This window comes from Curtobacterium sp. MCLR17_044, from assembly GCF_003234435.1.
Taxonomy (GTDB): domain Bacteria; phylum Actinomycetota; class Actinomycetes; order Actinomycetales; family Microbacteriaceae; genus Curtobacterium; species Curtobacterium flaccumfaciens.
The window spans coordinates 39,294-63,088 of the sequence record NZ_QKTC01000001.1 but is presented as its reverse complement, the minus strand read 5'-3'; the positions used below and the strand labels follow the sequence as shown (position 1 = coordinate 63,088).

Sequence of the window (23,795 nt, the reverse complement as noted above, 5' to 3'; positions counted from 1 at the left end):
CGCGGAGGGCGGAAGCACTGAGGCAAGATGAGGTCGCGGTGGTCGCAGCCGTGTCGCTGACGCAAGAACGGGGTCCCACTCATGGAGGAGAACATCGACAGCCGACTAGGTAGTGCCGACAACACCGAACGTACTGCGGTGCTGCTGGGGGCGGGTGCCTCGAAAGACGCCGGACTTCCCCTCACCTCGGAACTTGCGGGCGCGATCGTTGACAAGGCGAATGAGGCTGGACATGGTCCTTCGCGAGGAAGACCGGACTGGGTTCGTGCGATTAATGCGGTCTACGCAGGCATGGTGGGGTATCAGGGTGCACGCGGAGAGAATCCGCGGTCCGCCGTTAATATTGAAACCCTGATATCTGCGGTTCGGTTGCTCCGTGATCGCGAGAATCACGAAGTGGCACCGTTTGTTGCGAGTTGGTCGGCGGCACTCAGCAACTTTGGTTCATCTAATCTCCCGACTCAATCGGGTAAAGCCATCTTAGACTCGGTCGGGAAGGCCTTGAGTTCGCGAATTGGATTCGAAGACCGAAACATCACCGAGGCTGTCGCTAGAATTGCTCGGGCGGCACTTCGCCCCGATCTTAAGGAGCCCTTCGAGCGGGCCGAGGAATTTATCCTCGCATCTCTAGTTGAACTGCTCGGTGCCCACGGAGACGTCTCCTACTTCGCTCCACTCCTTCAGCTAGCGCGGGAGCAGGTTGGGGGGGTCGATGTGATCACTCTGAACTATGACCTTACTGTAGAAACAGCTGCCGCAAACGAAAACATCTCTGTTAATCGCGGCGTCGAGGGGTGGCGCCCAGGCGAGTATCTCCAGTTCCTGCCAGTCGACGGCCAATTGAATCTCATGAAGCTTCACGGATCGTTGGACTGGCAACCATCGGTTTCCCCAGATGCACCTCACTCGCAGCTCTCACCACGCGGGATTCGTGTTGTCCCGCCCGAGGCATCTCCAGAGACGTGGGGGCATCAGCGCCGCGACCTGCCCTGGATTGTGGTTGGTGATCGGGAGAAGCTGGCAACCGACGGGCCAACACTTGTTCTCAATTTCGCTGCACGATCAGCGTTGCTCCGTGCCACGCATCTCGCTGTGGCGGGCTACTCCTTCAGCGATGTGCATATTAATGCGATGATCCGCGATTGGTTGGGTGGGGACTCGGCGCGCACGATGTCAATCCTCGATCCCCATTGGCCTCGGCAGCGTTTCTACGACACGAGTGAGGACTTCCGGTCCGCGCTGATGGCTGAGTATGGGAGACGATTCGACGGCCGAGGGCGTGGCATTTTGGCTCGAGTGCAGCCCGTTGAAGGGACCACTGGGGATCGACTTGGTGAGTTGCTTAGTTCACGGCCGAGTCTCGCGCCAGACCCCATCGTGACCGTTGCTGTCACACAAAATGAGGATTCCGTTCGATTTGACGTGACGTGGCTAGGACTGGCCCTCACCGAAGTTAGCCTGACGGTAAGGCCGCTGACTGAACCAGGCTCTAACTATGGATTCTCTGCAACTACGCCCCTTTTTGATGCGCTACCGATCCCAGCCGAGACGTCTTCTCGTGGGCTATGGGGTTCTGGAATGTCGCGGGAGTTCTGGGGGACGGGTGTCACGGTGACTGTCTACGCTCCTCCGGAGACGGTTTTACCCGTGGAGCTAGATATCGACGGCTCAACGATTGCCGGTGTGGAAGGATGGCGCGGAACGGTAGGGGCGGCCTAACCGAAAACAGACAGACTGGCTTTGGCATGCTGACATAAGGGCGTCATATCGGCTCGGTGCTGCGTTCGTTGTTCGCGGTGGCAGATGGGGCTCTGGAAACTGGTCCCGTAGCGGCGCAGCAGCGACCCCCTGACCGGCGGTGTCGAGGGAACTCGCCGCACCACGGCCACGGGCTCCCGCGTACGAAGCGTGTGCGGCCTAGTCGTCGGCGGCGGACAGTTCAGCCGTCATGCTCCACCCCTGACCTTCTGTCCACGACAGCGTGACCCAGCAGTCCTTCGCCCGCTTGTCGGCAGGGTGCACGAAGACGCCGACGATGGTCGTCATCACCGCATCGTTCGAGGTGACCTTCGCACCCGGTGTCAGGAGCGGCTCGCAGACCTTCCACGCCCTGACCGCGCCGGAACGCTGATCCTGTCCCACCGCCGACACGAAGCGGTGTTCGTCGTGCTCCTCGAGACCCTCGACCGCTGCTTGTCTCGCGGCGGTCTCCGAGGCGTCGGAGGGTTCGCCTCCGACATCGGTCGGGACGTTGTGTCCGGAGCAGCCGGCCAACGCGACCGCGGCGACGATCCCGATGCTCGTGAGCAGCGGGGTCCGCGAGTGTTTCCGTGCGAGCTTCATGCGACATTCCCTCCGGATTGTCGAGGCACGGCGCTGGTGCGCACCCCGAGCCCCACCACCGCAACCAGGTTCACTGCACTCCCCACCAAGAAGCCCGTGGTGCCACCCGCGACACCTGCAACGGGTCCGAGCACCGCCATGAGCCCAGCCCCGACGACGAACCCGGCGACCGAGGCAAGGGCGACCTGCCGTGAGCGTCCGGCGGCGAGCAGCAACGCCGCGGGCACGAGCCCGACGGTGAACACCCACACCGCGACCATCAGGTACCGCAGGTCCGCGACGGCAGCGGCGCCCTCGGCGGGGTAGACGATCGGCAGGAACCACCCGGCGAGCAGGGCGACCAGGCCGAAGACGACGGCGGAAGCAGCAGCGAACCCGACGACGAGCAGCAGGGCCCCGCGGGAGCGCAACGATCCACCATCGGTCCGGTGCGCGAACGCCGGCACGAGTACCTGCCCCAACGCCTGCCCGAGCATCGACGCCGGCGTCGCCAGGGTGAAGGCAGCGGCGTAGACACCGGCGTCGTGTGCCGAGGACGTCACCTGCGCCGAGATCATCGTCAACTGCAGCAACCCGTTCGAGGTCACCACCGCCAGCACGTTCCACGCTGCGAACCCGAGCACCCCGGCAGCGGGTTCGCGCGAAGCCGGCGCGAAGCCGTTGCCCCGCGGCCAGCACGCGATCGCGAACACCGTGTACCCGATGGCCAGGGGCAGCAGCACGAAGGGCTCGAGGCGGGCGACGCAGGCCACCACGAGCAGTCCGAGCGCCAGGACGCTCGTCACGGAGTCCCAGAGTGCGACCCGGGGTGCCCGGTCGTAGCCGAGCTGCGCGCCGCGGGCGTAGCAGTAGAGGCCGTAGCCGACGACGACCGCGGCACCACCGAGCACCATGCCGGGGCCGTTGCCCCAGGCCAGCGCGATCGGCACGGTGACCGCCGCGAGCACCACGCTCGACACCAGCATCGACACCCCGAGCAGCCGGTTCACCGCGGCGTCCGACCGCCGACGCCGCAGTGCGATCGCCAGGAACCGCGATGCGGTGTTGCCCGCGGCGTTCGGCCAGAGCAGCGCGACGAACACCGAGAGCGACAGCAGCGCCGTGGTCTGCCCGAGGGTCTCGGTGCCGAACACCCGCCCGACGACGACGGTCACGAGCAGCTTCGCGACACCCTGCACCCCGATGCCGACCGTGGCGAGCACGGCCGACGAAGCCACCGAAGACGACGGAGCCGCAGGAGAATCAGACCCGGAGGACGAAGCGGGCCCAGCCGGAGAAGACCCGCTCACCGCGCCAACGCCTGTTCCACCCAGCCGCGCCGGTGCGCCCGCACCCCGAGCGTCACCGCCCGGACCCCGATGTACCCGAGGGCGAAGGCCGCCCACAACCCCGCGAGCGTCCCGCCGGCCCACCAGAGCAGCGGCAGGTACACGACGAGGTTCAGGCCTCCGGCGATGGCGAGGTACCGCGCGTCCCCGGCACCGATCAGCACCCCGTCGAGCACGAAGACGTACCCGGCGACGGGCATGCCGACGGCGATGAGCGCCAGCACGACGGGCAGGGCGTCCCGCACCGCCTGCGAGTCCGAGAACACCGGCCCGAGCACCCCGCTCACGGCCAGGGTCAGCACCCCGAGCACCACTCCGCCGGCGATCCCGAGCAGCACGAGCCGTCGCGTCACCAGTCGCACCCGCTCCGGGTCACGCCCGCCGAGCCCGTGCCCGACGAGCGCCTGCCCGGCGATCGCCAGGGCGTCGAGCGCGAACGCCAGCGTCGAGAAGACGGTCAGCCCGACCTGCGTCGTCGCCAGTCCGGTGGTCCCCAGCCCGGCAGCGGCCCCGACGGTCGCGAGCATCGCGATCCGCAGCGACGCGGTCCGCAGGAACAGCCAGGCACCCGACCGCAGTGCTCGTGCGACGCCCGAGGCGCCGGGTCGCAGCGGCGCCCCCGACGACCGAGCGGCCCGCACCGCGATGCGCACGTAGACGACGGCCATCGCCCACTGCACGATGACGGTGCCGGCGGCGGATCCCTCGACGCCCCAGCCGGCGCCGTAGATCAGGGCGGCGTTGAGCAGCCCGTTCGCGACGAACCCGATGGTCGCGACGACGAGCGGGGTCTTCGTGTCCTGCAGCCCACGCAGCAGTCCGGTCGAGGCGGTGACGACCAGGATGCCGGGCAGCCCGATCAGCGAGATGGTCAGGTACGCGGTCGCGGCGGCCGACACCTCGGCCGAGGCGCCGAACAGGTCGACGAGCGGCCCGGCGAGCGGCCACCCGGCCAGCGCCAGCACCACCCCCAGCACGAGCGCGAGCCACATCCCGTCGATGCCCGCGTGCACGGCTCCGCGACGGTCGCCACCACCGAGCGCCCGCGCCACGGCCGGGGTCGTCGAGTACGCCAGGAACACCAGCAGCCCGGTCACCGTCGACAGCACGGCACTCGCGAGCCCGACGGCCGCCAGCGGCGTCGCCCCGAGGTGCCCGACGAGCGCGGTGTCGGTCAGCAGGAACAGCGGCTCGACCACGAGCGCTCCGAGGGCCGGCACCGCCAGCCGCACGATGTCGCGGTCGACCGCGCGCCGCTCAGCGGTCACAGCGGGTTGCGTCGGTCGGTGCACCGACCCATTCTGTCGGCGATGCGGAGTGCGCGCGTTTCGTGGCCCCGCCCGGATCCCGAGGCGCTTGGAAAGTGAGAATCCCTAACATGCCGCCGTGCGTTGTCGATAGGCCCATCCACATCGAAGGGAAGCACGGATGGCCGACAACAAGATGACGAAGTCCGCTGGGGAACACTGGGTGTGTTCGATGCTCGCTCGGCAGGGTTGGGGTGCCGCGCTGACGCGCGATGGGCTCGCGCGGACGGACATCCTCGCCGTGCACACCGAGGACCTCTCGCGCCCCGCGATCGAGGTGCAGGTCAAAGCGGCTCGAGCAGCCTCCAATGTGAACTACCCACTCGGCTTGAACTCGCAGCAGACGGCGCGCTCGGATCGAGAGTGGTTCGTCTTCGTGAGCCTGCCGGAACAGTCCGACTACGTCTCGGCGCCCCGTTCGTTCATCGTTCCCCGAGACCACGTTGCGGCTGCAGCCTTCATCGCGCACGAAGATTGGCGAACGGACCCCGACGCGGTTCCGGGAACCCGGAACGCGGGTGTTGACAAGTCTCGCGTGCACATCAGCGTGTGGAGCGGGTACGAGGCCCGGTGGGACCTGCTCGCCCAGCCGACCGCTGCTGTGCCGGTCATGTTGCCCGCGCGGTTCGAAGACCTCGCCTTCGGCGATCGCGTCGGACTCCCAGAGGGGCACCCTTGGCTCTTGAACCGTCCAGTTTGGGCGGACGCCTGATTCCGTCGGCGCACCTTTCGGAAGCATCGCCGCACCGATCGAGGCCAGGTCCGTCGTCGGACGGTTCGCTTGATACGTTCGCCACATGGAGAGCGTTCGACATGCTGAGCTGATCGCAGAACTTGAGGCGTCTCGTGCCGAGGAATGGGGTCAGCGGGCCCTGCTCGCATGCCTCCGAAAACTCCGCGACGGCGGCCCAACCGAGGCGGCAAGCGTCGTCGTGCACGACGCCTGGGCCACGGATGACGAGTTCCGCGTCGTCTACGACTCCCCGTGGCAAGGTCCTCGCGTCGGGATCATCCGCGACCGGTGGACGACGATCGACCGCACGGACGCCTACGCAACCGGCGACCAGTCGACTCCAGAGGAGTTCGGACAGGAGGTCGCGGACTTCAACATCGGCGAACCACTTGGCGCTTACCTCGACATCCTCGATTTCGACGCCGCTGGCCTGGGCTGGTGGGGCCACCTCCCGTTGCGCAGCCAACCATGATCACTCTGCACTCGCTCGACTGTCGGTGACGCTCGAGCGATCACCGGACCCTCCAGTCGAGGGGCAGATGGAGCGAAGAACGAGCCGCTCTCACCTAAGCTGCCGGCATGACGCTGAGCTTCGTCGCCCTCGACTTCGAAACGGCCAACTTCGACCGTGCATCGGTTTGTGCCGTTGGCCTCACCACGGTCATCGACGGGGCTGTCCATTCCACGACGTCCTGGTACGTCGAACCGCCCACTGGGCTGGACTTCACCAACACCTACCTCCACGGCATCGGGCCGGACGACGTCGACGGCGCCCCGACCTGGTCCGAGACCCTTGAGCGGCTGCGCACCGTGACGAACGGGCTTCCCGTCGTCGCCTACAGTCCCTTCGACAAGGGCGTCTACAACGCGGCCAACTCGCTGACAGGAGCACCCGACCCGCAACTGAACTTCCTCGATGCCCTCGCCGTGGTCCGGCACCACTGCAAACTGCCCAGTCACCGTCTTCCGCTGGTCGTCGAACACTTTGCTCTACCTGACTTCCATCACCACGAAGCCGGCGCTGACTCGCTCGCCTGCGCGCTGATCATCCTGCGCATCGCTGAGGAGCAGCAGATCGAGAGCGTCGACGAACTCTGGGCTGCCGTGCCAATCCGGTCGAAGGGCACCAACCGAGCTGGCCGTGTGTACCAGCGAAAGGCCGACCTTCCTCAACCGGCCGTCGAGGCTGACCCGGCCCACCCCCTGTTCGGAGAGGTGGTGTGCTTCTCTGGCGACCTCGACAGTTACACCCGCACCGAGGCGCAGACGCTCGTTGCTTCGTTCGGAGCCGTCGTCTCGGGCAACGTGACCAAGAAGACCACGTTGGTCGTGATGGGCGGCTTCGACCCCGCAACGCTCCGACCCGGAACCTCCCTCAGCGGGAAGGTCCAACGAGCGAAGGACCTCGCCGCCACGGGCCAGACCATCGAGATCGTCACGGAGCAGACGTTCCTCGAGATCGTCGCCGTCGCGTAGCCCGAGCTCCGGCGAACTTCCGGGAGATGGGATCGAGCAAGTTCCCGGTCTGGGTGATCAGAACCCGGTTCCCGATCGCGGCGCGCGCCGGGACGGACTGGAGGCCCGTGGCGGCGCCGCCACGGGCCTCCAGTCCGGTGGTCCCACGTCGTCAGGCCGGACGCGCGTTCCGGCCGACCACTCGCGTCAGTCGGCGCGCGGTTCCGCGGGGACGGCGCCGATGGCGGCGTGCGCGGGGTCGGCGGCCTCGGTCGAGGGCTCGTCGGTGCCGCGGGCCCGGCCGATGACGTCCATCACGTGGTAGACGACGATCGCGGCGATCGTGCCGACGATGATGCCGCCGAAGCTCGCCTGGCCGAAGCGGAACGTGAAGTCCGCGATGCCGATGATCAGGGCGATGCCGGCGGTCAGCTGGTTCTTCGGCTTCGAGAAGTCGACGCGGTTCTCGACCCAGATCCGGATGCCGATGATGCCGATCAGACCGTAGAGCGCGGTGGTGGCGCCGCCGAGCACGCCCGCGGGCACCGACGAGATGACGGCGCCGATCCTCGGCGACAGGCCGAGCAGGACGGCCGCGATCGCGGCGACCCAGTAGGCGGCGGTGGAGAAGACGCGGGTGGCGGCCATGACGCCGATGTTCTCGCCGTAGGTGGTGGTGGCGGAGCCGCCGCCGACGCCGGCCAGGACGGTCGAGATGCCGTCGGCGAAGAGCGCGCGACCGGTGAGCGGGGTGAGGTCACGGCCGGTCAGCTGCCCGACGCCCTTGACGTGGCCGACGTTCTCGGCGACCAGCGCCAGGACGACCGGCACGAACGCCAGGTAGATCGGGAGCTGGGACGGGTCGAACGCGGGAGCGGTGAAGTCCGGCAGACCGATCCACGGCTTGTCGCCGACCTTGGAGAAGTCGACCTGACCACCGATGAGCGCTGCGACGTACCCGACGAGCACGCCGATGACGATCGACAGTCGGCCGACCAGGCCCCTGAACAGGACGGTGACCAGGATGATCGTCGCGAGGGTGATGACCGCGATGACCGGGGCCGCCGTGAAGTTGTCCCGGGCCGACGGAGCCAGGTTGAAGCCGATCAGGGCGACGATCGCGCCGGAGACCACCGGGGGCATCAGCCGGTCGATCCACCCGGCGCCGGCCAGGTGCACGACGAGCCCGACGATCGCGAGCAGCGCGCCGACGACGATGATGCCGGACAGGGCGAGCGGGATGCCACCGATCTTGGTCGCCGCACCGATCGGGGCGATGAACGCGAACGACGAGCCGAGGTAGCTCGGCAGGCGGTTGCCCGTGATGAGCAGGAACAGGATCGTGCCGATGCCGCTGAACAGCAGCGTCGTCGACGGCGGGAACCCGGTGATCAGGGGCACCAGGAACGTGGCGCCGAACATCGCGACGACGTGCTGCACGCCGAGGCCGATCGTCCGGGGCCAGGTGAGCCGTTCGTCGGGTGCCACGATCGTCGTCGCGGAGACGGTCTTGCCGTCGCCGTGCAGCTTCCACGGAAGTCCCATGCGATGACCGTACCGGCAGCGATGCGCCGGTGACGACCCGGATCGACCTGCCCCATGGGGTCGGTGGCTATCGTGGACCGCATGACCGACGTCGCACGTGCCTCCGGCATCCACACTGACGAACTCGACCCCGCGGTGCGCCCCCAGGACGACCTGTACCGCCACGTGAACGGGACCTGGATCGAGGCGACGCCGATCCCCGACGACAAGGCCCGGTACGGCTCCTTCACGGTGCTGGCCGAAGCCGCCGAGATCGCCGTGCGCGACATCATCGAGCGCTCGCAGCAGGCCGCCCCCGGCACCGAGGAGCGCAAGGTCGGCGACCTCTTCACCTCGTTCACCGACGAAGCCCGGCTCGAGGAGCTCGGCACCGCACCGATCGAGCACCTGCTCGCCGAGATCACCGAGATCCAGTCCGTGCCCGAGGTCATCGCCGCCGTCGGCCGCTTCGAGCGCATCGGCCTGCCGAGCTTCCTGCAGCTCTTCGTCGACAACGACCCGGGCGACCCCGAGTCCTACGTCGTGTTCCTGGAGCAGTCCGGCCTCGGGCTGCCCGACGAGTCCTACTACCGCGAAGAGCGCTTCGCCGACATCCGCGAGAAGTACCGCGAGTTCGTCGCGGCGATGTTCCCGCTCGCCGGCCTCGACGACGGCGGTGCCCGCACCGAGCACGTCATCGCACTCGAGACGGCGCTCGCCGCCCAGCACTGGGACAACGTCACGACCCGCGACAGCCAGAAGACCTACAACAAGCTGCCCTGGGCCGAGGTCGCCGCGCTCGCGAAGGGCGTCGACCTGCAGACCTGGTGGCAGGCCATCGACGCCCCGGCCGGCGCCTTCGAGACCGTCGTGGTGCGCGAGCCCTCGTTCATCACCGGCCTGGCCGACCTGCTGAACGACCAGCCGCTCGAGGTCTGGAAGGACTGGCTGCGCTGGCAGGTCATCCGTGGGTCCGCGGCGTACCTGACGAGCGCGTTCTCGGCCACGAACTTCTCGTTCTACGGCACCGCACTCACCGGCGCGCCCAAGCAGCGCGACCGCTGGAAGCGCGGCGTCTCGCTGGTCGAGGGCGCGATGGGCGAGGCCGTCGGCCGCATCTACGTGCAGGAGCACTTCGACGAGACCTCGAAGGCCAAGATGGACGACCTCGTCGCCAACCTGGTCGAGGCGTACCGGCAGAGCATCACGGCGCTCGACTGGATGACCGACGAGACCCGTGCCCGTGCCCTCGACAAGCTCGACAAGTTCACGCCGAAGATCGGCTACCCGGTGAAGTGGCGCGACTACTCGGCGCTGCCCGTCCTCTCCGACGACCTGGTCGCGAACGTCCGCGCGGTCGCCTCGTTCCAGGTCGACCGCGAGCTCGGCAAGATCGGCAAGCCGATCGACCGCGACGAGTGGTTCATGACCCCGCAGACGATCAACGCGTACTACAACCCCGGCTTCAACGAGATCGTGTTCCCGGCCGCGATCCTGCAGTTCCCGTTCTTCGACGCAGACCGCGACGCCGCCGCGAACTACGGCGCGATCGGTGCCGTCATCGGGCACGAGATCGGCCACGGCTTCGACGACCAGGGGTCGCAGTACGACGGCGACGGCAAGCTCGAGAACTGGTGGACCGAGGCCGACCGCGCGGCGTTCGAGGAGCGCACGAAGGCCCTCATCGCCCAGTACGACTCCCTGGTGCCGACCGAGGTGCCCGACAGCCACGTGAACGGTGCCCTGACGATCGGCGAGAACATCGGTGACCTCGGTGGCCTGTCGATCGCGTGGAAGGCGTACCTGCTGTCCCTCGACGGCCAGGAGCCCCCGGTCATCGACGGACTCACCGGTGCCGAGCGTTTCTTCCTGAGCTGGGCCCAGGCCTGGCGCATGGCGATCCGCCCGGAAGAGGCGGCTCGTCTGCTGAGCATCGACCCGCACTCGCCCAACGAGTTCCGCTGCAACCAGGTCGTGCGGAACATCGACGTCTGGTACGACACCTTCGGCGTGACCGAGCAGGACGCGATGTACCTCGACCCCGCCGAGCGCGTCGCGATCTGGTGATGACGGAGCCGGACGCGGCCCGGTCATCGCGCCGCCGGCGACCGGACGACCGCCCAGCAGGTGGCGGCCGCGGTCGTGGGCGGCACAGCGGCCGGGCCGACGACCGCTTCACCGCCACCACCGAGGCCCTCGGCGCCCTCGCGCTCGAGGGCGCCGGGGTCAGTGCCTCGGTGATCGACACCTCGAGCGGCAAGGCCCTGCTCGCGATCGACGACACCCTGGTGCAGCCGGTCGCGAGCCTGGGCCGTGTGCTGCTGCTCATCGAGGTCGCCGCCCAGCTCGAGGACGGCCGCCTGCACGGCGACCGCCTGCAGCGCATGGCGCGCGACACCGCGACCGGTGCCGGCCTGTGGCAGTTCCTGCAGGAGCCCACGATGCAGGTGCCCGACCTGGCGACCCTGGTCGGGGCGACCGCCGACGCCTGGGCCATGAACGCTTTGCTGTCGACCGTCGGCATCGACGCCGTCCGGGAGCGCGCGGAGTCCCTGGGGATCGAGCGCACCGCGTTGATCGACCGGGTGCGGGACCGCCGCGGCCCGGACGACGCCCCCGACGCCTCCGTCGCACCGACCGGAGAGCTGTCGTGGGTGATGCGCGGACTGGCGCTCGGCGAGGTCGTCGACGAGGCGGTGTCGAACCGGGTGCTCGGCTGGTTGTCCCTGGCGAGTGACCTGAACCTGGTCGCCGGGTCCTTCGGGCTCGACCCCCTGGCACACCGTGCGCTCGACCACGGGCTGCAGGTCGTCGCGGTCACCGGGTCGAGCACGGGCGTGCGGGCGGAGGCGGGGATCCTGCGGGGGCCCGGGTCGTCGGTCAGCTACGCCGTGACCGTCACGTTCGACGATGCTTCGTTGCAGCGGCGGTTGGCCGTGGTCGAGGCGCTGCGGACCATGGGGACCGAGGTGCTCGAGGCGGTGCACGCGCCTGCGCGGCGCTGACGGCGTTCGATGCTGTTCGTGGCGGGTGCGGTGTCTCCGTGTCAGGACCGGGGGACGCAGACCGACTCGGCGCTCAGGCTCAGCCCGTCGACGGTGCCGCGGATGCTCGCCGTGGCGGGGTCCGCATCCGTTGACGTCGACCAGTAGTCCCGCCCCATCGCCCGGCCGCTGACCTCGAGGCCCTCCGACGTCCACAGCGCGGTCACGGCGTCGAACGGCTCCTGCGCGTCGTCGACGATCTGGAACACGGGCACGATGCTGAACGCCGTCGCGCGGGTGCCGGTCGCATCGGGTGACCAGGTCGATCCGGGCGGCGCGCACTGTTCGGTGCCCGTGGTCACGGTCGCCGGGACTCCGGCGGCCTCGGCCGAGCGCTCGAGGAACGCCCGGAGCGTCGCGGCCCGGTCGCTGACGTCGGCGGGCACCCACGGGGTCGGCGACGGGCCCGACGTCGGGGTGCCCGGGGCAGTGGCGTCCTGCGGCTTCTCGGCGTCGAGGGGGAGTCCGAGCCAGCCACTCGTCCCGTCGATGCCGACGGAGAACGCGGTGCGCGGAGCGCGGTGTGCGTCGGCGGCTTCGTCCTTCGTCCGGACGAGGACGTCGGCGACGGCACCGGTTCTGTCGCCGTAGATCGACAGGGAAGGCCGTTCGGGCTCGGGAGCCGCTCCGTGCTCGTCTGCGGGTGCCTGCGCAGCGTCGGCGTAGGTCGTGCCCGGTGAGTAGTACAGGCCCTCGACGTCGTGGTCACCGTCGCGGTCGAACCCGTCGATCGTGCGCAGGAGTGCTCGCCCGGGGTGCGTCGCCGTGATCCCCACCGAAACGTCACCACGGTCCAGCGAGGCCGGGTGGCCAACGACGATCGGACGGGCCTGCGCGACGGCGTCGGTGAAGCTGACGCCCGGCACGAGCCAGATCGTGGAACGTGACGGGGCCGCCGACAGCCGGTGCACGAAGGGCTCCGTGCGCAGCCGTCCGGCCAAGTCGACGACGTCGGGGTCCATCGGGTCGACTGCGACCGGCGCCGACGCCCGGCCGCGGGGCACGTCCACGGTCACCGACAGCGTCGTGCCGGTGACGCCCCGCGCTGCCGTGTGCCGGATCCGTTCGGCGACGGCGAGGTCCGTCGTGTCGGCCTGCACCTCGAGCGAGGTGATCCAGTTCTGCGGGTCGTCCTTCGCGTCGACCTGACGGATCTCGCCCTCGGCCGTGTCGACCCCGGGCAACCGCTCGATCCGGGTGATGAGCTTCGCGAGTGCCGATTCCGACCCAGCCGGCGGCGGTGGCGACGTGCACGCGGCGAGGGCGAGCACGACGCCGAGCGCGGTTGCGAGGGCTGCCGCTGAACGTGTCCGTGCGCGAGCCCCCATGCGTCCGAGTCTAGGAACGCCCTGCTGGCGCGTGGAATCGGTCGCGAGACCCATCCGCGCTCAGCGCAGGAGCACGAAGGAACGCAGCGGGTGCGGTTCGACGTCGTGGGCCTCCACGAAGCCTCGTGACTCGTAGAACGCTCGCTGCCCCGGCTCGTCGTCGGTGAGCAGGACCGTCTGGCGAACGCCGGCGTCCCGCTGCAGGACCGCGTCGAGCAGTGCACCACCGATGCCGGACCGGTGCGCGGACGGCAGGACGAGCACGTCCTGCACGTACACGATCGTCACCCCGTCGGAGACCGTGCGGACCAGGCCGAGCAGGTGCCCGTCGTCGTCGCGGGCCGTCAGCACGGTGTGGGAGCCGGCGATCGCCGCGGTCAGGGCTGCGGGGTCCTGCGTGTACGCGGTCCACCCGACGGCGTCGTACAGCGCCACCAGCTCATCGGTGCCCGGTCGTTCGTCGCTGATCGTGGTGGTCACGGTGCCCATCGTGCCCGAGCCGGACGCGTGATGCGGCCTCGGGATCGCACCGGGGCGACCGTCAGCGATCGGCGGAGTCCGCTCCGCCGGACTCGGCCTCGCGCATGGACGCGGTGATGTCGATCGATCGGGTGTCGGGGAGCGTGATGTCCTCGGGGCGGATGGGACGCACGCTCATGCCTCCTCGTGGTCGATCACGCGTCGGGCGCCGGCTTCGACGCCCATCGCGATGAGCAGGGTCATGAACCCGGCGAAGCGGACGACCTCGGAGACACCCATCAGGGCGGCCCACGCGGTGAGCTGCGGTGCGCGGGTGAGGGAGTGCCGTCGCGTCGTCGGTGCGGAACGGGGAGCGGTGATGATCGTCATGGGGTGCCTTCCGGTGGGATTGGTGCCAATCCTCCGGATCGGGACGCGGCGCCTCGTCGTCGTCGCGGATCGTCGAACCTACTGCGTCCGCAGTACGTGTCGGTGAGGTGGAAGCAGGAGACTCGGGGGATGACGAACGACGGTGATCTCGTGCTGCCACCGAACCCGTGGTGGCTCCGGTCGCCGGCGCTCCTGCCCGAGCTGGCCGCGGGCCTCGCCGTGGCCGGTGCGGCGGTGGAGATCGTCCGAGTCCTCGTCGCGGGTGCCGGGGTCTTCCCGTTGGTCGGTGTGCTGCTCGGCATCGCCGGTGTTGCCGTGGCTCGTCGGTACCCGTGGCCGGGGGTGCTGCTCACCGTGGTCGGCTGTGCGGTGGCAGCGGTGCAGGGGTGGGACCCGATCGTGGGGTGGACGATCGTGGTGTTCGCGCTGTTCTCCGTCACCCTCCGCGGTGCGGCCCCGTTCCGCATGGTCGTCGCGACCGCGCTGCCGCTCTACCTCGTGGTCGCGGTGGAGTCCGGCGCGGGGCTGGTCAGTACGGACGCGTTGGCGGCGGTCGCGGCGTGTGCGGCGGCCGGCGCCACGGGGGCCGCGGTCTGGGCACAGCTCCGGTACTGGTCGGCCCTGCGGGAGCAAGCCCGCGAGGCGATCGCGTCACGGGACCTCGAAGCGCGCCGACGCGTGGACGCCGAGCGACTCCGCATCGCCCGCGACCTGCACGACGTCGTCGGTCACCAGATCGCGGTGGCCAGCATGCACCTCGGGGCGGTCGAGGTCACCGTCGACCGCGACCCGGTGACGGCAGCACGCGCAGCAGGCGACGCGCGAGAGGCGTTGCGGATGGTCACCGCCGAGACGCAGCAGATCCTCGAGCTCCTCCGGTCACGGGATGCCGCTCCGGACCAGACGGTCGCCGGGCTGGGCTCGCTGCCCGCGTTGGTGTCGTCGTTCACGTCGATCGGGCTCGACGTCGTGGCTGACGTCGAGCTGCCGGACGAACCGGTCGCCCCCGTGGTCGAGGTCACCGTCTACCGCGTCGTGCAGGAGGCCCTGACCAACGCACACCGGTACGGGACCGGCCCGGTCACGATCACCGTCCGCGCCGAGCAGGGTCGACTCCACGTGGTCTCCGACAACCCACGCGCGCCGCGGACCAAGCAGACGCAGGGTTCGGGGTTCGGGCTCGTGGGCATGCGCGAACGCGTCGGGGCCGCAGGCGGGACACTGGACGTCGACGAGCGAACCGATCGGTTCGTCGTGCACGCCGTGCTGGCGCTGGACGGAAGGAAGCTGTCGTGACGACGATCCTGCTGGTCGACGACCAGGCGATGATCCGCGTCGGGCTCCGCACCATCCTCGAGGCGCACGACGACCTCACCGTCGTCGGCGAGGCCGGCGACGGCTTCGAGGCCCTGCGGTTCCTCGAGACGACGACGGTCGACGTCGTCCTGTTGGACGTGCGGATGCCGGGGATCGACGGCGTCGAGACCACACGCCGCCTCCGTGATCGGTTCTCCGCCGAGCAGCTCCGCATCGTCATCCTGACGACGTTCGAGCAGGACGAGATCGTGGTCTCGGCGCTCCGGGCCGGCGCGAACGGCTTCCTCGGCAAGACCGTCGGACCCCGCGAGCTCGTGGCGGGCATCAACGAGGTCGTCCTCGGTGGTGGAGCACTCTCCGCGGCTGCGCAGGCCGCGGTCATCGCGCAGGTCAGCTCCCAGTCCGACCGCGTCATCGACACCGATGCGCAGGAACGTCTCCGAGCGCTGACCCCGCGTGAACACGACGTGGTGGTGGCGATCGCCCGCGGTGGCGACAACGACCGGATCGGCCGGGAGATGTTCGTCTCGCCCTACACCGTGAAGACCCACGCCAACCGCGCGATGGCGAAGCTCGGCGTCCGTGATCGTGCGCAGCTGGTGTCCCTCGCCTACCGCGCCGGACTCGTCGACTGACCCGGACCTACTGCGGACGCAGTAGGTCCGTCGCTCCGACGGGACGACGGCCGGACGAAGCGTTGCTCGGAGCATTGAGGAGTACCCGCCGCGACGGTCTCCGCGTGGCTTCCTCTTCTTCTCTCCGGGAGCATCATGCCCAAGGTCCTCGCCGCGATCGGACGCTTCAGCGCCCGGCACCGGCTCATCATCGTCGCCGTCTGGTTGGTGCTCTTCGCGGGCCTCACCGCGGTCACCGCCGCCGGCATGGACACCAGTGCCACCGGCTCGGCCGGCAACAAGACCGCCGCCGCGAAGGCGCTCACCGTCGTCAACGAGAAGTTCGACCTCGGTTCCTCGTCGTCGGGCGACGCGAAGACGCTGCAGCTCGTCCTCCAGGCGCGAGACGGCGCGAAGGTGACCGACCAGGCCACCGCCGCCGAGGTGCAGGCAGTCCTCGCCGACGCGAAGCGCCTTCCGCACGTGCAGAGGGTCTCGGACCCGTTCGCCCAGCGGAACCCGATGGTCTCGAAGGACGGCACCACGGTCATCTCCACGCTGACCTTCTCCGGCGTCACCGAGGCGAACCAGGAGAAGACGTACGACACCGTCCTGGACTTCGCAGCCGACCACCGTGCTGCCTTCCACGCCGAGGTCGGCGGACACCTGTTCGGCGACACCTACGCCACCTTCGGTCCCGGCGAGGTCATCGGGATCCTGGTCGCGTTCCTGGTGCTGTTCCTGACGTTCGGTTCGCTCCTGGCCGCCGGAGCGAACATGCTCGTCGCGATCTCCGGGGTCGCCGTGGGGACGGTCGGTGTCCTCGCGTACTCCGCGATCAACCCGATCCAGGGGACCACCCTGACGCTCGCGACCATGCTCGGCCTCGCGGTCGGGATCGACTACACGCTGTTCATCCTCACCCGGTTCCGCTCGGAGCTCCGCGAGGGACGCAGCGTCGTCGACGCGGTCGCCCGGGCCACCGGCACCGCGGGCACCGCAGTCGTGTTCGCGGGCCTCACGGTCATCATCGCCCTCGTGGGTCTCGTCGTGACCGGCAACGAGGTCATCACCGTGATGGGCTTCGCCGGAGCGTTCAGCGTCCTGATCGCGGTGCTGATGGCCCTCACGCTGCTCCCCGTCATCCTGGGGACCCTCGGATTGCGCGCCCTGCCCCGGAAGCACCGGGAACTCCTCGCCGCCGGCCAGCCGATCCCGCAGCGTCCCGCGAACCGCAAGAACTTCCTCCGCGGGTGGGCCAGGTTCGTCACGGGGCGCCCGTGGCTCGCACTCTTCGGCGCCGTCGTCGTCCTCGGGCTCGTCGCCGCACCGGTCCTCGACATGAAGACGGCCTCCAACATCCCCGGTGGCTCCGACCCGACGTCGTCGGAGCGGAAGGCCTACGACCTGATCGTCGACGAGTTCGGCGGCATCCAGTCCCCGCTGCTCGTGCTCGTGCAGGGTGACGACGTCACCAGCAACCTCACCGCGGTCGAGGACGAGATCACGGGCCTCGACCACGTCGAAGCCGTCGTCCCCGGCCAGGTCACGAAGACCGACGACGCCGCACTCCTCACCGTCATCCCGACCGGCGGTCCGATCGCCGAGAGCACGAAGCAGCTCGTCACGGACATCCGCGACGAGACCACGGCGATCAGCGGCGTGCGCGTCGAGGTGACCGGCGAGACCGCGATCGGGCTCGACGACACCGCGCAGATGAACCGGGCACTGATCACCTACATCATCGTGATCGTCGCGCTGTCGTTCCTGCTCCTGATCGTGATGTTCCGATCCCTGCTCGTGCCCCTGTTCGCCACCCTCGGGTACCTGTTCTCCGTCGGGGCGGCGTTCGGCGCATCGGTCGCGATCTTCCAGTGGGGCTGGCTCGACCCGCTCATCGCCGCACCCCAGGGCGACCCGATGTTGAGCCTGCTGCCGATCATCCTGGTCGGGGTCCTGTTCGGGCTGGCGATGGACTACCAGGTGTTCCTCGTGTCCCGGATGAAGGAAGAACACTCCCGCGGGCTCAGCCCGAAGGACGCCGTGTTCTCCGGGTTCACCAAGTCCGGCACCGTCCTCGTCGCAGCAGCCACGATCATGGCCGTCGTCTTCGCCGGCTTCGCCACGAGCGAGATGGCCGTCGCTGCCTCGATCGCCGTCGGGCTGCTCGTCGGGGTCCTCGCAGACGCCTTCCTGGTGCGGATGATGATCATGCCGGCGCTCCTCACACTCTGCGGGGAAGCAGCCTGGTGGATGCCGAAGTGGATGCAGAAGGTCATCCCGAACCTGGACACCGAGGGCCACGGACTCGACCGGGCTCCCGAGCACGACCGGGGGACCGGGGCCATCCCGGTGCCGGTCAGCTAGTCGGTCAGCACGTCAAGACCGAAGAAGCCGTCCCGCTGAGATCGCAGCGGGACGGGTCCGTCCGTGGCGGCAGCAGCCCGTGCTCGGGACCCGCCGAGACCGCCCGGCTCACCGCTACGAGGTCGCCTGCCCCTCCGGTACGAACGCCTGCACGGACAGCAGCGAGGCATCAGCCGACGCACACGCCTGGTAGTCCGTGTCCTTCACGAACAGGGACTGCTTCGACCCGGGCGGGTACACGCGGAAGCCGTCCGGGGTCTTGGGCGAGCAGTCGCCCGCCGAGTAGTTCTCGGCCCGGACGATCTTCAGCGGTGCGACGGCGGTCTTGCCGGGAGCGAGTGTGACGGTCGGGTGCGGGGAACTCTTCTCCGCGACGGCCGCCGCTCCGATCTGCTTGCCGGTGCCACCCCCGACGAACGAGACGCCGGGCCACCCCTGCACGGTGCAGGTCGTCGACCCGGTGTTCTCGAGCACCAGGTGCACGATGACGCTGCCGGCGGCACCACCGCTGCCGGCCTCGATGCGTCCGGCGAGCGACGACACCGCGCACCGGTCGCCGGAAGACGAACCGGTGGACGGCCCAGAACCGGACCCGGACGACGGTGCCGCCGAGGCGGACTCCTCGGACGACTGCGGCGTGGACGCCGACGCGGACGGCGACGGCGCGGGTGCCGTGACGGTCTCGGTGGCGGCGGGCTGCCCGTCCGAGGCGCACCCCGCCAGTGTCCCGACGGCGACGAGCCCGGTCACGACGAGCAGGAACTTCGATCGGCTGCTGCGTTGCATGGTGCACAGGCAACCACCGAACGCCGCATCCGGTTCGGTCGGCGTCCAGGGACCACGGGCACACTCCGAGGCAAGCAACCCGAGCAGCGGAGGTCGGACATGACGGGCAAGCACGAACAGGCACGAGGCGACGAGGGTCGCGCGGACGGGGTCGAACCCCGCGCCGGAGCCTTTACGGACAGCGAGATCCCGGGCGAGGAGCACGTCGAGTCGACGGAGCCCGTCGGCGAGTTCGTCTCGAGCGACATCCCGGGCGAGACGCGTCCGACCGGAACCGGACCCGACGGCGAGTACGTCGACTCGGACATTCCCGGCGAGGCCGAGCCGGCCCAGAACGGCGAGGTCGGGGAGTACACCGACACCGACAAGGCCTGACGAACCCGAGCCGATGCAAGCCCATACTCAAGGATGAGTACTCATCCTTGAGTATGGGCTCCTCTGCGTCGTCGCTCTGCGCCTGACGGTCAGTCGATGAGCTCCGCCGCCACCAGGCGGCGGAGCGTCTCCACGCCCGCGGGCGGGCAGCGGTCCGCGTCCACGGAGGTGACCCACTCGACCTCGTCCACCTCGGCGGAGGCGACGGGCGTGGCGGAGTCCAGCGGGCCTCCCGGCCGGACCAGGAACAGCGTCATCGCGACCATCGTCCCCGGAGCCTGCCCGTGGGCGGGCTCGAGCACGACGCCGAACGGGTCGACGTCGTCGGCGGTGAGCCGCAGGCCGGTCTCCTCGTACGCCTCGCGCACGGCGGCCTCGACGTCGGTCTCGTGCGGCTCCGCCTTGCCGCCGGGCAGGTAGAGCACGTCGCGCGCCCGGGCGCGCACCATCAGGACGCGTCGGTCACGCACCAGCAGCAGCGCACTCACGCGCAGCGTGGGTGGTTGCGAGCCTGTCTGGAGGCTCAGCTCGCGTCCGCCTGGTCGTCGCGATCCGAGGCGGTCGGGTCCAGTGCCGTGCGGTCGGCCAGCGGGACGACGGGCGACGGCAGCTCGGGCTCGGCCTCCGGCCGGACGCCGTACAGGGAGTCGATCGCCCCGACGAACTCCTCGCCGCGACCGGCGCGACCGAGCTCACGAGCGCGGACCGAGGGACGGTGCAGCAGGACGCCGACCAGGTGCCGGAGCGCCCGCTCGGTGTGCTCGACGGACTCGCCGTCGGCGTCCGCGCGGCGCTTGGCCCGCTCGATCTCGTCGTCGAGGATGTCGAACACGTGCTTGCGGAACGCCACGAGCGCCGGGGTCGTCGACTGCTCCATCGCCTGCGCGCGGAACCGTGACACGGCGTCGTCGACCATCGCGCGGGCCTCGGACTCGGCGTTCAGCTCGGAGATCGGGGCGTGGATGCTGATCGTCTCGAGGTCGAGCAGTTCGACGCCGTCGACGCCGGCGGCAGCGGGGTCGACGTTGCGGGGGAGCCCGAGGTCGATGACGATGCGGCGGACCCCGTCGTCGAGGTCGGCCGGCGCGACGACCGGGACCTCGCTCGAGGTGCAGGTGATCAGGACGTCGCTCTCGCCGATGGCCTGGCGCAGGTCACGGGCGGCGACGAGGTCGTGCTTGGCGGCGAACCAGGGCGCCCGGCCCGAGGGCGAGAACACCTGGATGTTCGTGGCGCCACGGTCACGCAGGGCGGCGATGGTGGTGGCCGCGTAGCTGCCGGTGCCGACGAGCAGCACGCGGGTGCGGGCCCAGTCGGTGACCCGCGACGAGGCGAGTTCGAGGCCGAGGCGCACGAGCGACCGGCCGGCGGCACCGATGCGGGTGCGGGTCTTGACGCCGCGCGAGGTGTGCGCGGCCTCTTGGAACAGGCGCTCGAGGTCCGAGGTGGTGGTGCCGTTCGACCGGGCGTCCTCGAGCGAGCGACGGACCTGGCCGGAGATCTCGGTCTCGCCGACGACGACGGACTCGAGTCCGCTCGACACGGCGAACAGGTGCTGCACGACGTCCTTGCCGTCCAGCACGTTGACGGAGTCCAGGACCTCGGTGGCGTCCAGGTCGCTTGCGGCGGCCACGGCCTGCACGGTGGCGGAGACGGCGGAGTCGCTCTCGTCGCCCGCGATGTCGAGGTACGCCTCGAAGCGGTTGCAGGTCGCGAGGACCACTGCACCGTCCAGGACGCCGGCATCCGTGACGAGTCGGCTGGCTGCCGCGGGTGCACCGATGCTCAGTCGCTCCAGGAGATCGAAGCTGGCGTTGCGATGCGACGCCGTGAGACAGATGAGCACGTAGTCAATGGTAACGCGCTCGATGGGAGAATCATCCGGTGACCGAAGCGACGACCACATCCCTCCCCGACTCCCACCCCCTGGCATCAGGGCGGACGAGTGGTTCCCGCCTGGTGCGGGCCCTGCGGGGTGACCGTCCGGAGACGCTCCCGGTGTGGTTCATGCGGCAGGCCGGACGGTCCCTTCCGGAGTACCGGGAGCTTCGGATCGGCACAGCCATGCTCGACGCGTGCCTCGACCCGGAGATGGCGTCGGAGATCACCCTGCAGCCGGTGCGCCGGCACGGGGTCGACGCGGGCATCTTCTTCAGCGACATCGTCGTGCCGATCAAGCTCGCCGGTGTGGACGTCGAGATCGTCCCCGGTCGTGGCCCGGTGCTCTCGTCGCCGATCCGCACCCCCGCCGACGTCGACGCCCTGGAGCAGCTCGACCCCGCGGCCCTCGCCCCGATCGAGCAGGCCGTCCGACGCACGGTCGAGCAGCTCGGCGACACCCCGCTGATCGGCTTCGCGGGGGCGCCGTTCACCCTCGCCGCCTACCTGGTCGAGGGCGGCCCGTCGAAGGACCACATCCGCGCCCGCACGCTCATGCACGCCGACCCCGAGACCTGGTCGCGGCTGCTCGCCTGGGCCGCCGAGGTGTCCGGGATGTTCCTCCGGGCACAGGTGCTCGCCGGGGCCTCGGCCGTGCAGCTCTTCGACTCGTGGGTCGGGTCGCTCTCCCGCGCCGACTACGTCCGGTCCGTCGCACCGCACTCCGCGCAGGCGATGTCGCACGTCGCCGAGCTCGGGGTGCCGCGCATCCACTTCGGCGTCGGCAGCGGCGAGGTCCTGGCCGACATGACGACCTTCGGCACGGACACCGTGGGCGTCGACGCGGTCGGGGTCGACTGGCGCCTGCCGCTCGACCAGGCGGTCCAGCGCGTCGGCACCGGCGTCAGCGTGCAGGGCAACATCGACCCGGCGATGCTCTCGGCGCCGTGGGACGTCCTCGAAGCGCACGTCCGCGACGTCGTCCGTCGGGGTGGCGCCGCACGGGCCCACGTCGTGAACCTCGGCCACGGGGTCCCGCCCGAGACCGATCCAGACGTCCTGACCCGCGTGGTCGAGCTGGTCCACTCGCTCGGCGACGGCCGCTCGGACGACGGTGCAGCGCACGACGGAGCCGGCGCGTGACCGACGTCGTCGTGGTCGGCGGCGGGGTCGCCGGGCTTGTCACCGCCCGTGACCTCGCCAAGGGCGGCGCCCACGTGGTGCTCGTCGAGTCCTCGGGTGCGCTCGGGGGCATGATCCGTCGGCACACCGTCGGCGGGATCGACCTCGACATGGCGGCCGACTCGTTCGCCACCCGCACGGACGCCGTCGGCCGCCTGGCGATCGAGCTCGGGCTCGGCAACGACGTCGTCGCCCCCGACCCCCGCGGCGCCTGGCTGATGACCCGCGACGGCCGGACCTCCCCGATCCCGGCGACCGGGCTCCTCGGCATCCCGAGCACCCCGATGGCCGCGGACGTGCTGGCCGTGGTCGGGCAGAAGGGCGGCCTGCGCGCCCAGATGGACTCGCTGCTGCCGGCACCGGTGGGTGCCAAGGCCTCTTCGCTCGGCGAACTCGTCCGCCGGCGCATGGGGGAGCGGGTGCTCGACGACCTCGTGGTGCCGATCGCCGGTGGCGTGCACTCCACCCACCCCGACCAGCTCGACCCCGACCGGGTGGCCCCGGGCCTGCGCGCCGCACTGCTGCGCGAAGGCTCGCTCGCCCGCGCCGTCCTGTCGCTGCGGGCACGCGCGGCCGCCGGCACCCCGGTGCAGGGGATCCGCGGTGGGACGGTGCGCCTGGTGGACGAGCTCGTCGCCGACCTGGCGACCTACGGGGTGGACGTCCGGCTGCACACCCGGGCGACCCGCATCGAGGCGCACGCGGTCGAGATCGTCGGCGCCGACGGCACGACCGAACGGCTGCCGGCCCAGCACACCCTGTCCTCCGTCGCCGACCCGGAGCGTGCCGCTGCCCCCGACCGGACGGGCATCCAGCTCGTCACGCTCGTCGTCGACCAGCCCGAGCTCGACGCCGCTCCGCGAGGCACCGGGATGCTCGTGCACCCGGACGCGCAGGCCGTGTCGGCGAAGGCCCTCACGCACGCAACGGTGAAGTGGCCGTGGCTGGCCGACGTGGCGGACGGACGCCACGTCCTGCGGCTCAGCTACGCAGCCACCGCGACGGACCCTGCGGGCGTCGCCACGAGCCTCCCGGTCGACCCGACCGACCCCGTCGGCAGCCGAGCCCTGCAGGACGCGTCCACACTGCTCGGTGTGCCGGTCACGGCCGACCGCGTCAGCGGAGCCGCACGCGTCGGTTGGTACGGACCGGACCTCACCGCGGCCGGCCTGGCCGAGGGCGTCGTCGGGATCGGCGAGGCCTCGACCGGACGCGGCCTGGCGGGGATCATCGCCGCCGCTCGGACGGCAGCCGACGAGATCCTCGGTTCCTGAGCGGACCGCGCAGCCCCTGAGGGCTACTGTTGGTGAGACCGCCGGACGTATTCCGTTCGGTGCATGACCACCGCACAACCAATGCACGGAG

General features: G+C 70.0%; 22 protein-coding genes. 12 read left to right on the top strand and 10 right to left on the bottom strand.

All coding sequences use genetic code 11. The features are described 5' to 3' along the window. The first annotated feature begins 81 nt into the window (after nucleotides 1-81). Nucleotides 82-1,719: an SIR2 family protein gene (locus tag DEJ04_RS00330; RefSeq protein ID WP_111045632.1), complete on the top strand. Its 1,638-nt coding sequence runs from the start codon at nucleotides 82-84 to the stop codon at nucleotides 1,717-1,719. A 198-nt stretch (nucleotides 1,720-1,917) separates the two neighbouring features. Here the strand turns inward: DEJ04_RS00330 and DEJ04_RS00325 are convergent, their stop codons facing one another. The 3 genes from DEJ04_RS00325 to DEJ04_RS00315 all read right to left on the bottom strand — a co-directional run bounded on the left by DEJ04_RS00325 (nucleotide 1,918) and on the right by DEJ04_RS00315 (nucleotide 4,939). Next, on the bottom strand, nucleotides 1,918-2,343 hold the full coding sequence (locus tag DEJ04_RS00325; RefSeq protein ID WP_111045631.1) for a hypothetical protein: 426 nt from the start codon (nucleotides 2,341-2,343) through the stop codon (nucleotides 1,918-1,920). Continuing rightward, nucleotides 2,340-3,545 carry a lipopolysaccharide biosynthesis protein gene (locus DEJ04_RS00320; RefSeq protein WP_146248611.1) on the bottom strand — a complete coding sequence of 402 codons (1,206 nt, stop codon included), beginning with the start codon at nucleotides 3,543-3,545 and terminating at the stop codon, nucleotides 2,340-2,342. The genes DEJ04_RS00325 and DEJ04_RS00320 overlap by 4 nt, the downstream gene beginning before the upstream one ends. An 83-nt stretch (nucleotides 3,546-3,628) precedes the next feature. After that, nucleotides 3,629-4,939 carry an MATE family efflux transporter gene (locus DEJ04_RS00315; protein WP_111045629.1) on the bottom strand — a complete coding sequence of 437 codons (1,311 nt, stop codon included), beginning with the start codon at nucleotides 4,937-4,939 and terminating at the stop codon, nucleotides 3,629-3,631. A gap of 160 nt (nucleotides 4,940-5,099) precedes the next feature. On the opposite strand from DEJ04_RS00315, the gene DEJ04_RS00310 reads away from it, so the two are divergent. The 3 genes from DEJ04_RS00310 to DEJ04_RS00300 all read left to right on the top strand — a co-directional run bounded on the left by DEJ04_RS00310 (nucleotide 5,100) and on the right by DEJ04_RS00300 (nucleotide 7,187). Beyond that, complete coding sequence (locus tag DEJ04_RS00310) at nucleotides 5,100-5,690, top strand: hypothetical protein (protein WP_110893820.1); 591 nt, start codon at nucleotides 5,100-5,102, stop codon at nucleotides 5,688-5,690. Nucleotides 5,691-5,775: 85 nt separating this feature from the next. Next, nucleotides 5,776-6,183, top strand: a complete 408-nt coding sequence (locus tag DEJ04_RS00305) for a hypothetical protein (protein ID WP_111045628.1) — start codon at nucleotides 5,776-5,778, stop codon at nucleotides 6,181-6,183. Nucleotides 6,184-6,290: 107 nt separating this feature from the next. Then, on the top strand, nucleotides 6,291-7,187 hold the full coding sequence (locus DEJ04_RS00300; protein WP_111045627.1) for an exonuclease domain-containing protein: 897 nt from the start codon (nucleotides 6,291-6,293) through the stop codon (nucleotides 7,185-7,187). A 186-nt stretch (nucleotides 7,188-7,373) separates the two neighbouring features. Here DEJ04_RS00300 and DEJ04_RS00295 read toward each other — a convergent pair whose 3' ends face one another. After that, nucleotides 7,374-8,711, bottom strand: coding sequence for a uracil-xanthine permease family protein (locus DEJ04_RS00295; RefSeq protein WP_111045626.1), 1,338 nt, complete (start codon nucleotides 8,709-8,711; stop codon nucleotides 7,374-7,376). 81 nt (nucleotides 8,712-8,792) lie between these two features. Here DEJ04_RS00295 and DEJ04_RS00290 point away from each other — a divergent pair, with 81 nt between their 5' ends. Both DEJ04_RS00290 and DEJ04_RS00285 read left to right on the top strand, forming a co-directional pair. Further along, nucleotides 8,793-10,757 carry a M13 family metallopeptidase gene (locus DEJ04_RS00290; RefSeq protein ID WP_111045922.1) on the top strand — a complete coding sequence of 655 codons (1,965 nt, stop codon included), beginning with the start codon at nucleotides 8,793-8,795 and terminating at the stop codon, nucleotides 10,755-10,757. Further along, nucleotides 10,757-11,695: a serine hydrolase gene (locus tag DEJ04_RS00285; protein ID WP_071404465.1), complete on the top strand. Its 939-nt coding sequence runs from the start codon at nucleotides 10,757-10,759 to the stop codon at nucleotides 11,693-11,695. The genes DEJ04_RS00290 and DEJ04_RS00285 overlap by 1 nt, the downstream gene beginning before the upstream one ends. A 41-nt stretch (nucleotides 11,696-11,736) precedes the next feature. On the opposite strand, the gene DEJ04_RS00280 is transcribed toward DEJ04_RS00285, so the two are convergent. The 3 genes from DEJ04_RS00280 to DEJ04_RS00270 all read right to left on the bottom strand — a co-directional run bounded on the left by DEJ04_RS00280 (nucleotide 11,737) and on the right by DEJ04_RS00270 (nucleotide 13,911). Next, a complete protein-coding gene (locus DEJ04_RS00280) occupies nucleotides 11,737-13,062 on the bottom strand; it encodes a hypothetical protein (RefSeq protein ID WP_146248610.1) in 1,326 nt (441 codons plus the stop codon). A 60-nt stretch (nucleotides 13,063-13,122) separates the two neighbouring features. Next, nucleotides 13,123-13,542: a GNAT family N-acetyltransferase gene (locus DEJ04_RS00275; RefSeq protein WP_111045919.1), complete on the bottom strand. Its 420-nt coding sequence runs from the start codon at nucleotides 13,540-13,542 to the stop codon at nucleotides 13,123-13,125. Nucleotides 13,543-13,716: 174 nt separating this feature from the next. Further along, a complete protein-coding gene (locus tag DEJ04_RS00270; RefSeq protein ID WP_111040032.1) occupies nucleotides 13,717-13,911 on the bottom strand; it encodes a hypothetical protein in 195 nt (64 codons plus the stop codon). A gap of 129 nt (nucleotides 13,912-14,040) precedes the next feature. Here DEJ04_RS00270 and DEJ04_RS00265 point away from each other — a divergent pair, with 129 nt between their 5' ends. The 3 genes from DEJ04_RS00265 (at nucleotide 14,041) to DEJ04_RS00255 (ending at nucleotide 18,209) form a co-directional block, all read left to right on the top strand. Continuing rightward, entirely contained in the window at nucleotides 14,041-15,207 is a 1,167-nt protein-coding gene (locus DEJ04_RS00265; RefSeq protein WP_111045624.1) for a sensor histidine kinase, read from the top strand. After that, nucleotides 15,204-15,863, top strand: a complete 660-nt coding sequence (locus tag DEJ04_RS00260; protein ID WP_111045623.1) for a response regulator transcription factor — start codon at nucleotides 15,204-15,206, stop codon at nucleotides 15,861-15,863. The genes DEJ04_RS00265 and DEJ04_RS00260 overlap by 4 nt, the downstream gene beginning before the upstream one ends. A gap of 135 nt (nucleotides 15,864-15,998) precedes the next feature. Beyond that, a complete protein-coding gene (locus DEJ04_RS00255) occupies nucleotides 15,999-18,209 on the top strand; it encodes an MMPL family transporter (RefSeq protein WP_111045622.1) in 2,211 nt (736 codons plus the stop codon). A gap of 114 nt (nucleotides 18,210-18,323) precedes the next feature. On the opposite strand, the gene DEJ04_RS00250 is transcribed toward DEJ04_RS00255, so the two are convergent. Further along, complete coding sequence (locus tag DEJ04_RS00250) at nucleotides 18,324-18,995, bottom strand: DUF4232 domain-containing protein (protein ID WP_111045621.1); 672 nt, start codon at nucleotides 18,993-18,995, stop codon at nucleotides 18,324-18,326. 99 nt (nucleotides 18,996-19,094) lie between these two features. On the opposite strand from DEJ04_RS00250, the gene DEJ04_RS00245 reads away from it, so the two are divergent. Further along, on the top strand, nucleotides 19,095-19,370 hold the full coding sequence (locus DEJ04_RS00245) for a hypothetical protein (protein ID WP_071404469.1): 276 nt from the start codon (nucleotides 19,095-19,097) through the stop codon (nucleotides 19,368-19,370). Nucleotides 19,371-19,459: 89 nt separating this feature from the next. On the opposite strand, the gene DEJ04_RS00240 is transcribed toward DEJ04_RS00245, so the two are convergent. Together DEJ04_RS00240 and DEJ04_RS00235 are read right to left on the bottom strand one after the other, a co-directional pair. Next, nucleotides 19,460-19,858 (bottom strand): NUDIX domain-containing protein, encoded by a 399-nt coding sequence (locus tag DEJ04_RS00240; RefSeq protein WP_110863604.1) that lies wholly within the window; start codon nucleotides 19,856-19,858, stop codon nucleotides 19,460-19,462. 35 nt (nucleotides 19,859-19,893) lie between these two features. Then, complete coding sequence (locus DEJ04_RS00235) at nucleotides 19,894-21,216, bottom strand: glutamyl-tRNA reductase (RefSeq protein WP_110863603.1); 1,323 nt, start codon at nucleotides 21,214-21,216, stop codon at nucleotides 19,894-19,896. A gap of 38 nt (nucleotides 21,217-21,254) precedes the next feature. Between DEJ04_RS00235 and hemE the strand changes: the two genes are divergently transcribed. Both hemE and DEJ04_RS00225 read left to right on the top strand, forming a co-directional pair. Further along, entirely contained in the window at nucleotides 21,255-22,391 is a 1,137-nt protein-coding gene (hemE, locus tag DEJ04_RS00230; protein WP_111045620.1) for a uroporphyrinogen decarboxylase, read from the top strand. After that, complete coding sequence (locus DEJ04_RS00225) at nucleotides 22,388-23,704, top strand: NAD(P)/FAD-dependent oxidoreductase (protein WP_258371262.1); 1,317 nt, start codon at nucleotides 22,388-22,390, stop codon at nucleotides 23,702-23,704. Before hemE ends, DEJ04_RS00225 begins: the two co-directional genes overlap by 4 nt. Nucleotides 23,705-23,795: the final 91 nt, after the last annotated feature.

What these genes read in the sequence shown, in the direction of transcription:
- DEJ04_RS00295 (WP_111045626.1), bottom strand. Translation starts at nt 8,711, where the DNA reads ATGGGACTTCCGTGGAAGCTGCACGGCGACGGCAAGACCGTCTCCGCG.
- DEJ04_RS00325 (WP_111045631.1), bottom strand. Translation starts at nt 2,343, where the DNA reads ATGAAGCTCGCACGGAAACACTCGCGGACCCCGCTGCTCACGAGCATC.
- DEJ04_RS00265 (WP_111045624.1), top strand. Translation starts at nt 14,041, where the DNA reads ATGACGAACGACGGTGATCTCGTGCTGCCACCGAACCCGTGGTGGCTC.
- DEJ04_RS00305 (WP_111045628.1), top strand. Translation starts at nt 5,776, where the DNA reads ATGGAGAGCGTTCGACATGCTGAGCTGATCGCAGAACTTGAGGCGTCT.
- DEJ04_RS00250 (WP_111045621.1), bottom strand. Translation starts at nt 18,995, where the DNA reads ATGCAACGCAGCAGCCGATCGAAGTTCCTGCTCGTCGTGACCGGGCTC.
- DEJ04_RS00330 (WP_111045632.1), top strand. Translation starts at nt 82, where the DNA reads ATGGAGGAGAACATCGACAGCCGACTAGGTAGTGCCGACAACACCGAA.
- DEJ04_RS00270 (WP_111040032.1), bottom strand. Translation starts at nt 13,911, where the DNA reads ATGACGATCATCACCGCTCCCCGTTCCGCACCGACGACGCGACGGCAC.
- DEJ04_RS00255 (WP_111045622.1), top strand. Translation starts at nt 15,999, where the DNA reads ATGCCCAAGGTCCTCGCCGCGATCGGACGCTTCAGCGCCCGGCACCGG.
- DEJ04_RS00280 (WP_146248610.1), bottom strand. Translation starts at nt 13,062, where the DNA reads ATGGGGGCTCGCGCACGGACACGTTCAGCGGCAGCCCTCGCAACCGCG.
- DEJ04_RS00245 (WP_071404469.1), top strand. Translation starts at nt 19,095, where the DNA reads ATGACGGGCAAGCACGAACAGGCACGAGGCGACGAGGGTCGCGCGGAC.
- DEJ04_RS00285 (WP_071404465.1), top strand. Translation starts at nt 10,757, where the DNA reads ATGACGGAGCCGGACGCGGCCCGGTCATCGCGCCGCCGGCGACCGGAC.
- DEJ04_RS00290 (WP_111045922.1), top strand. Translation starts at nt 8,793, where the DNA reads ATGACCGACGTCGCACGTGCCTCCGGCATCCACACTGACGAACTCGAC.
- DEJ04_RS00310 (WP_110893820.1), top strand. Translation starts at nt 5,100, where the DNA reads ATGGCCGACAACAAGATGACGAAGTCCGCTGGGGAACACTGGGTGTGT.
- DEJ04_RS00300 (WP_111045627.1), top strand. Translation starts at nt 6,291, where the DNA reads ATGACGCTGAGCTTCGTCGCCCTCGACTTCGAAACGGCCAACTTCGAC.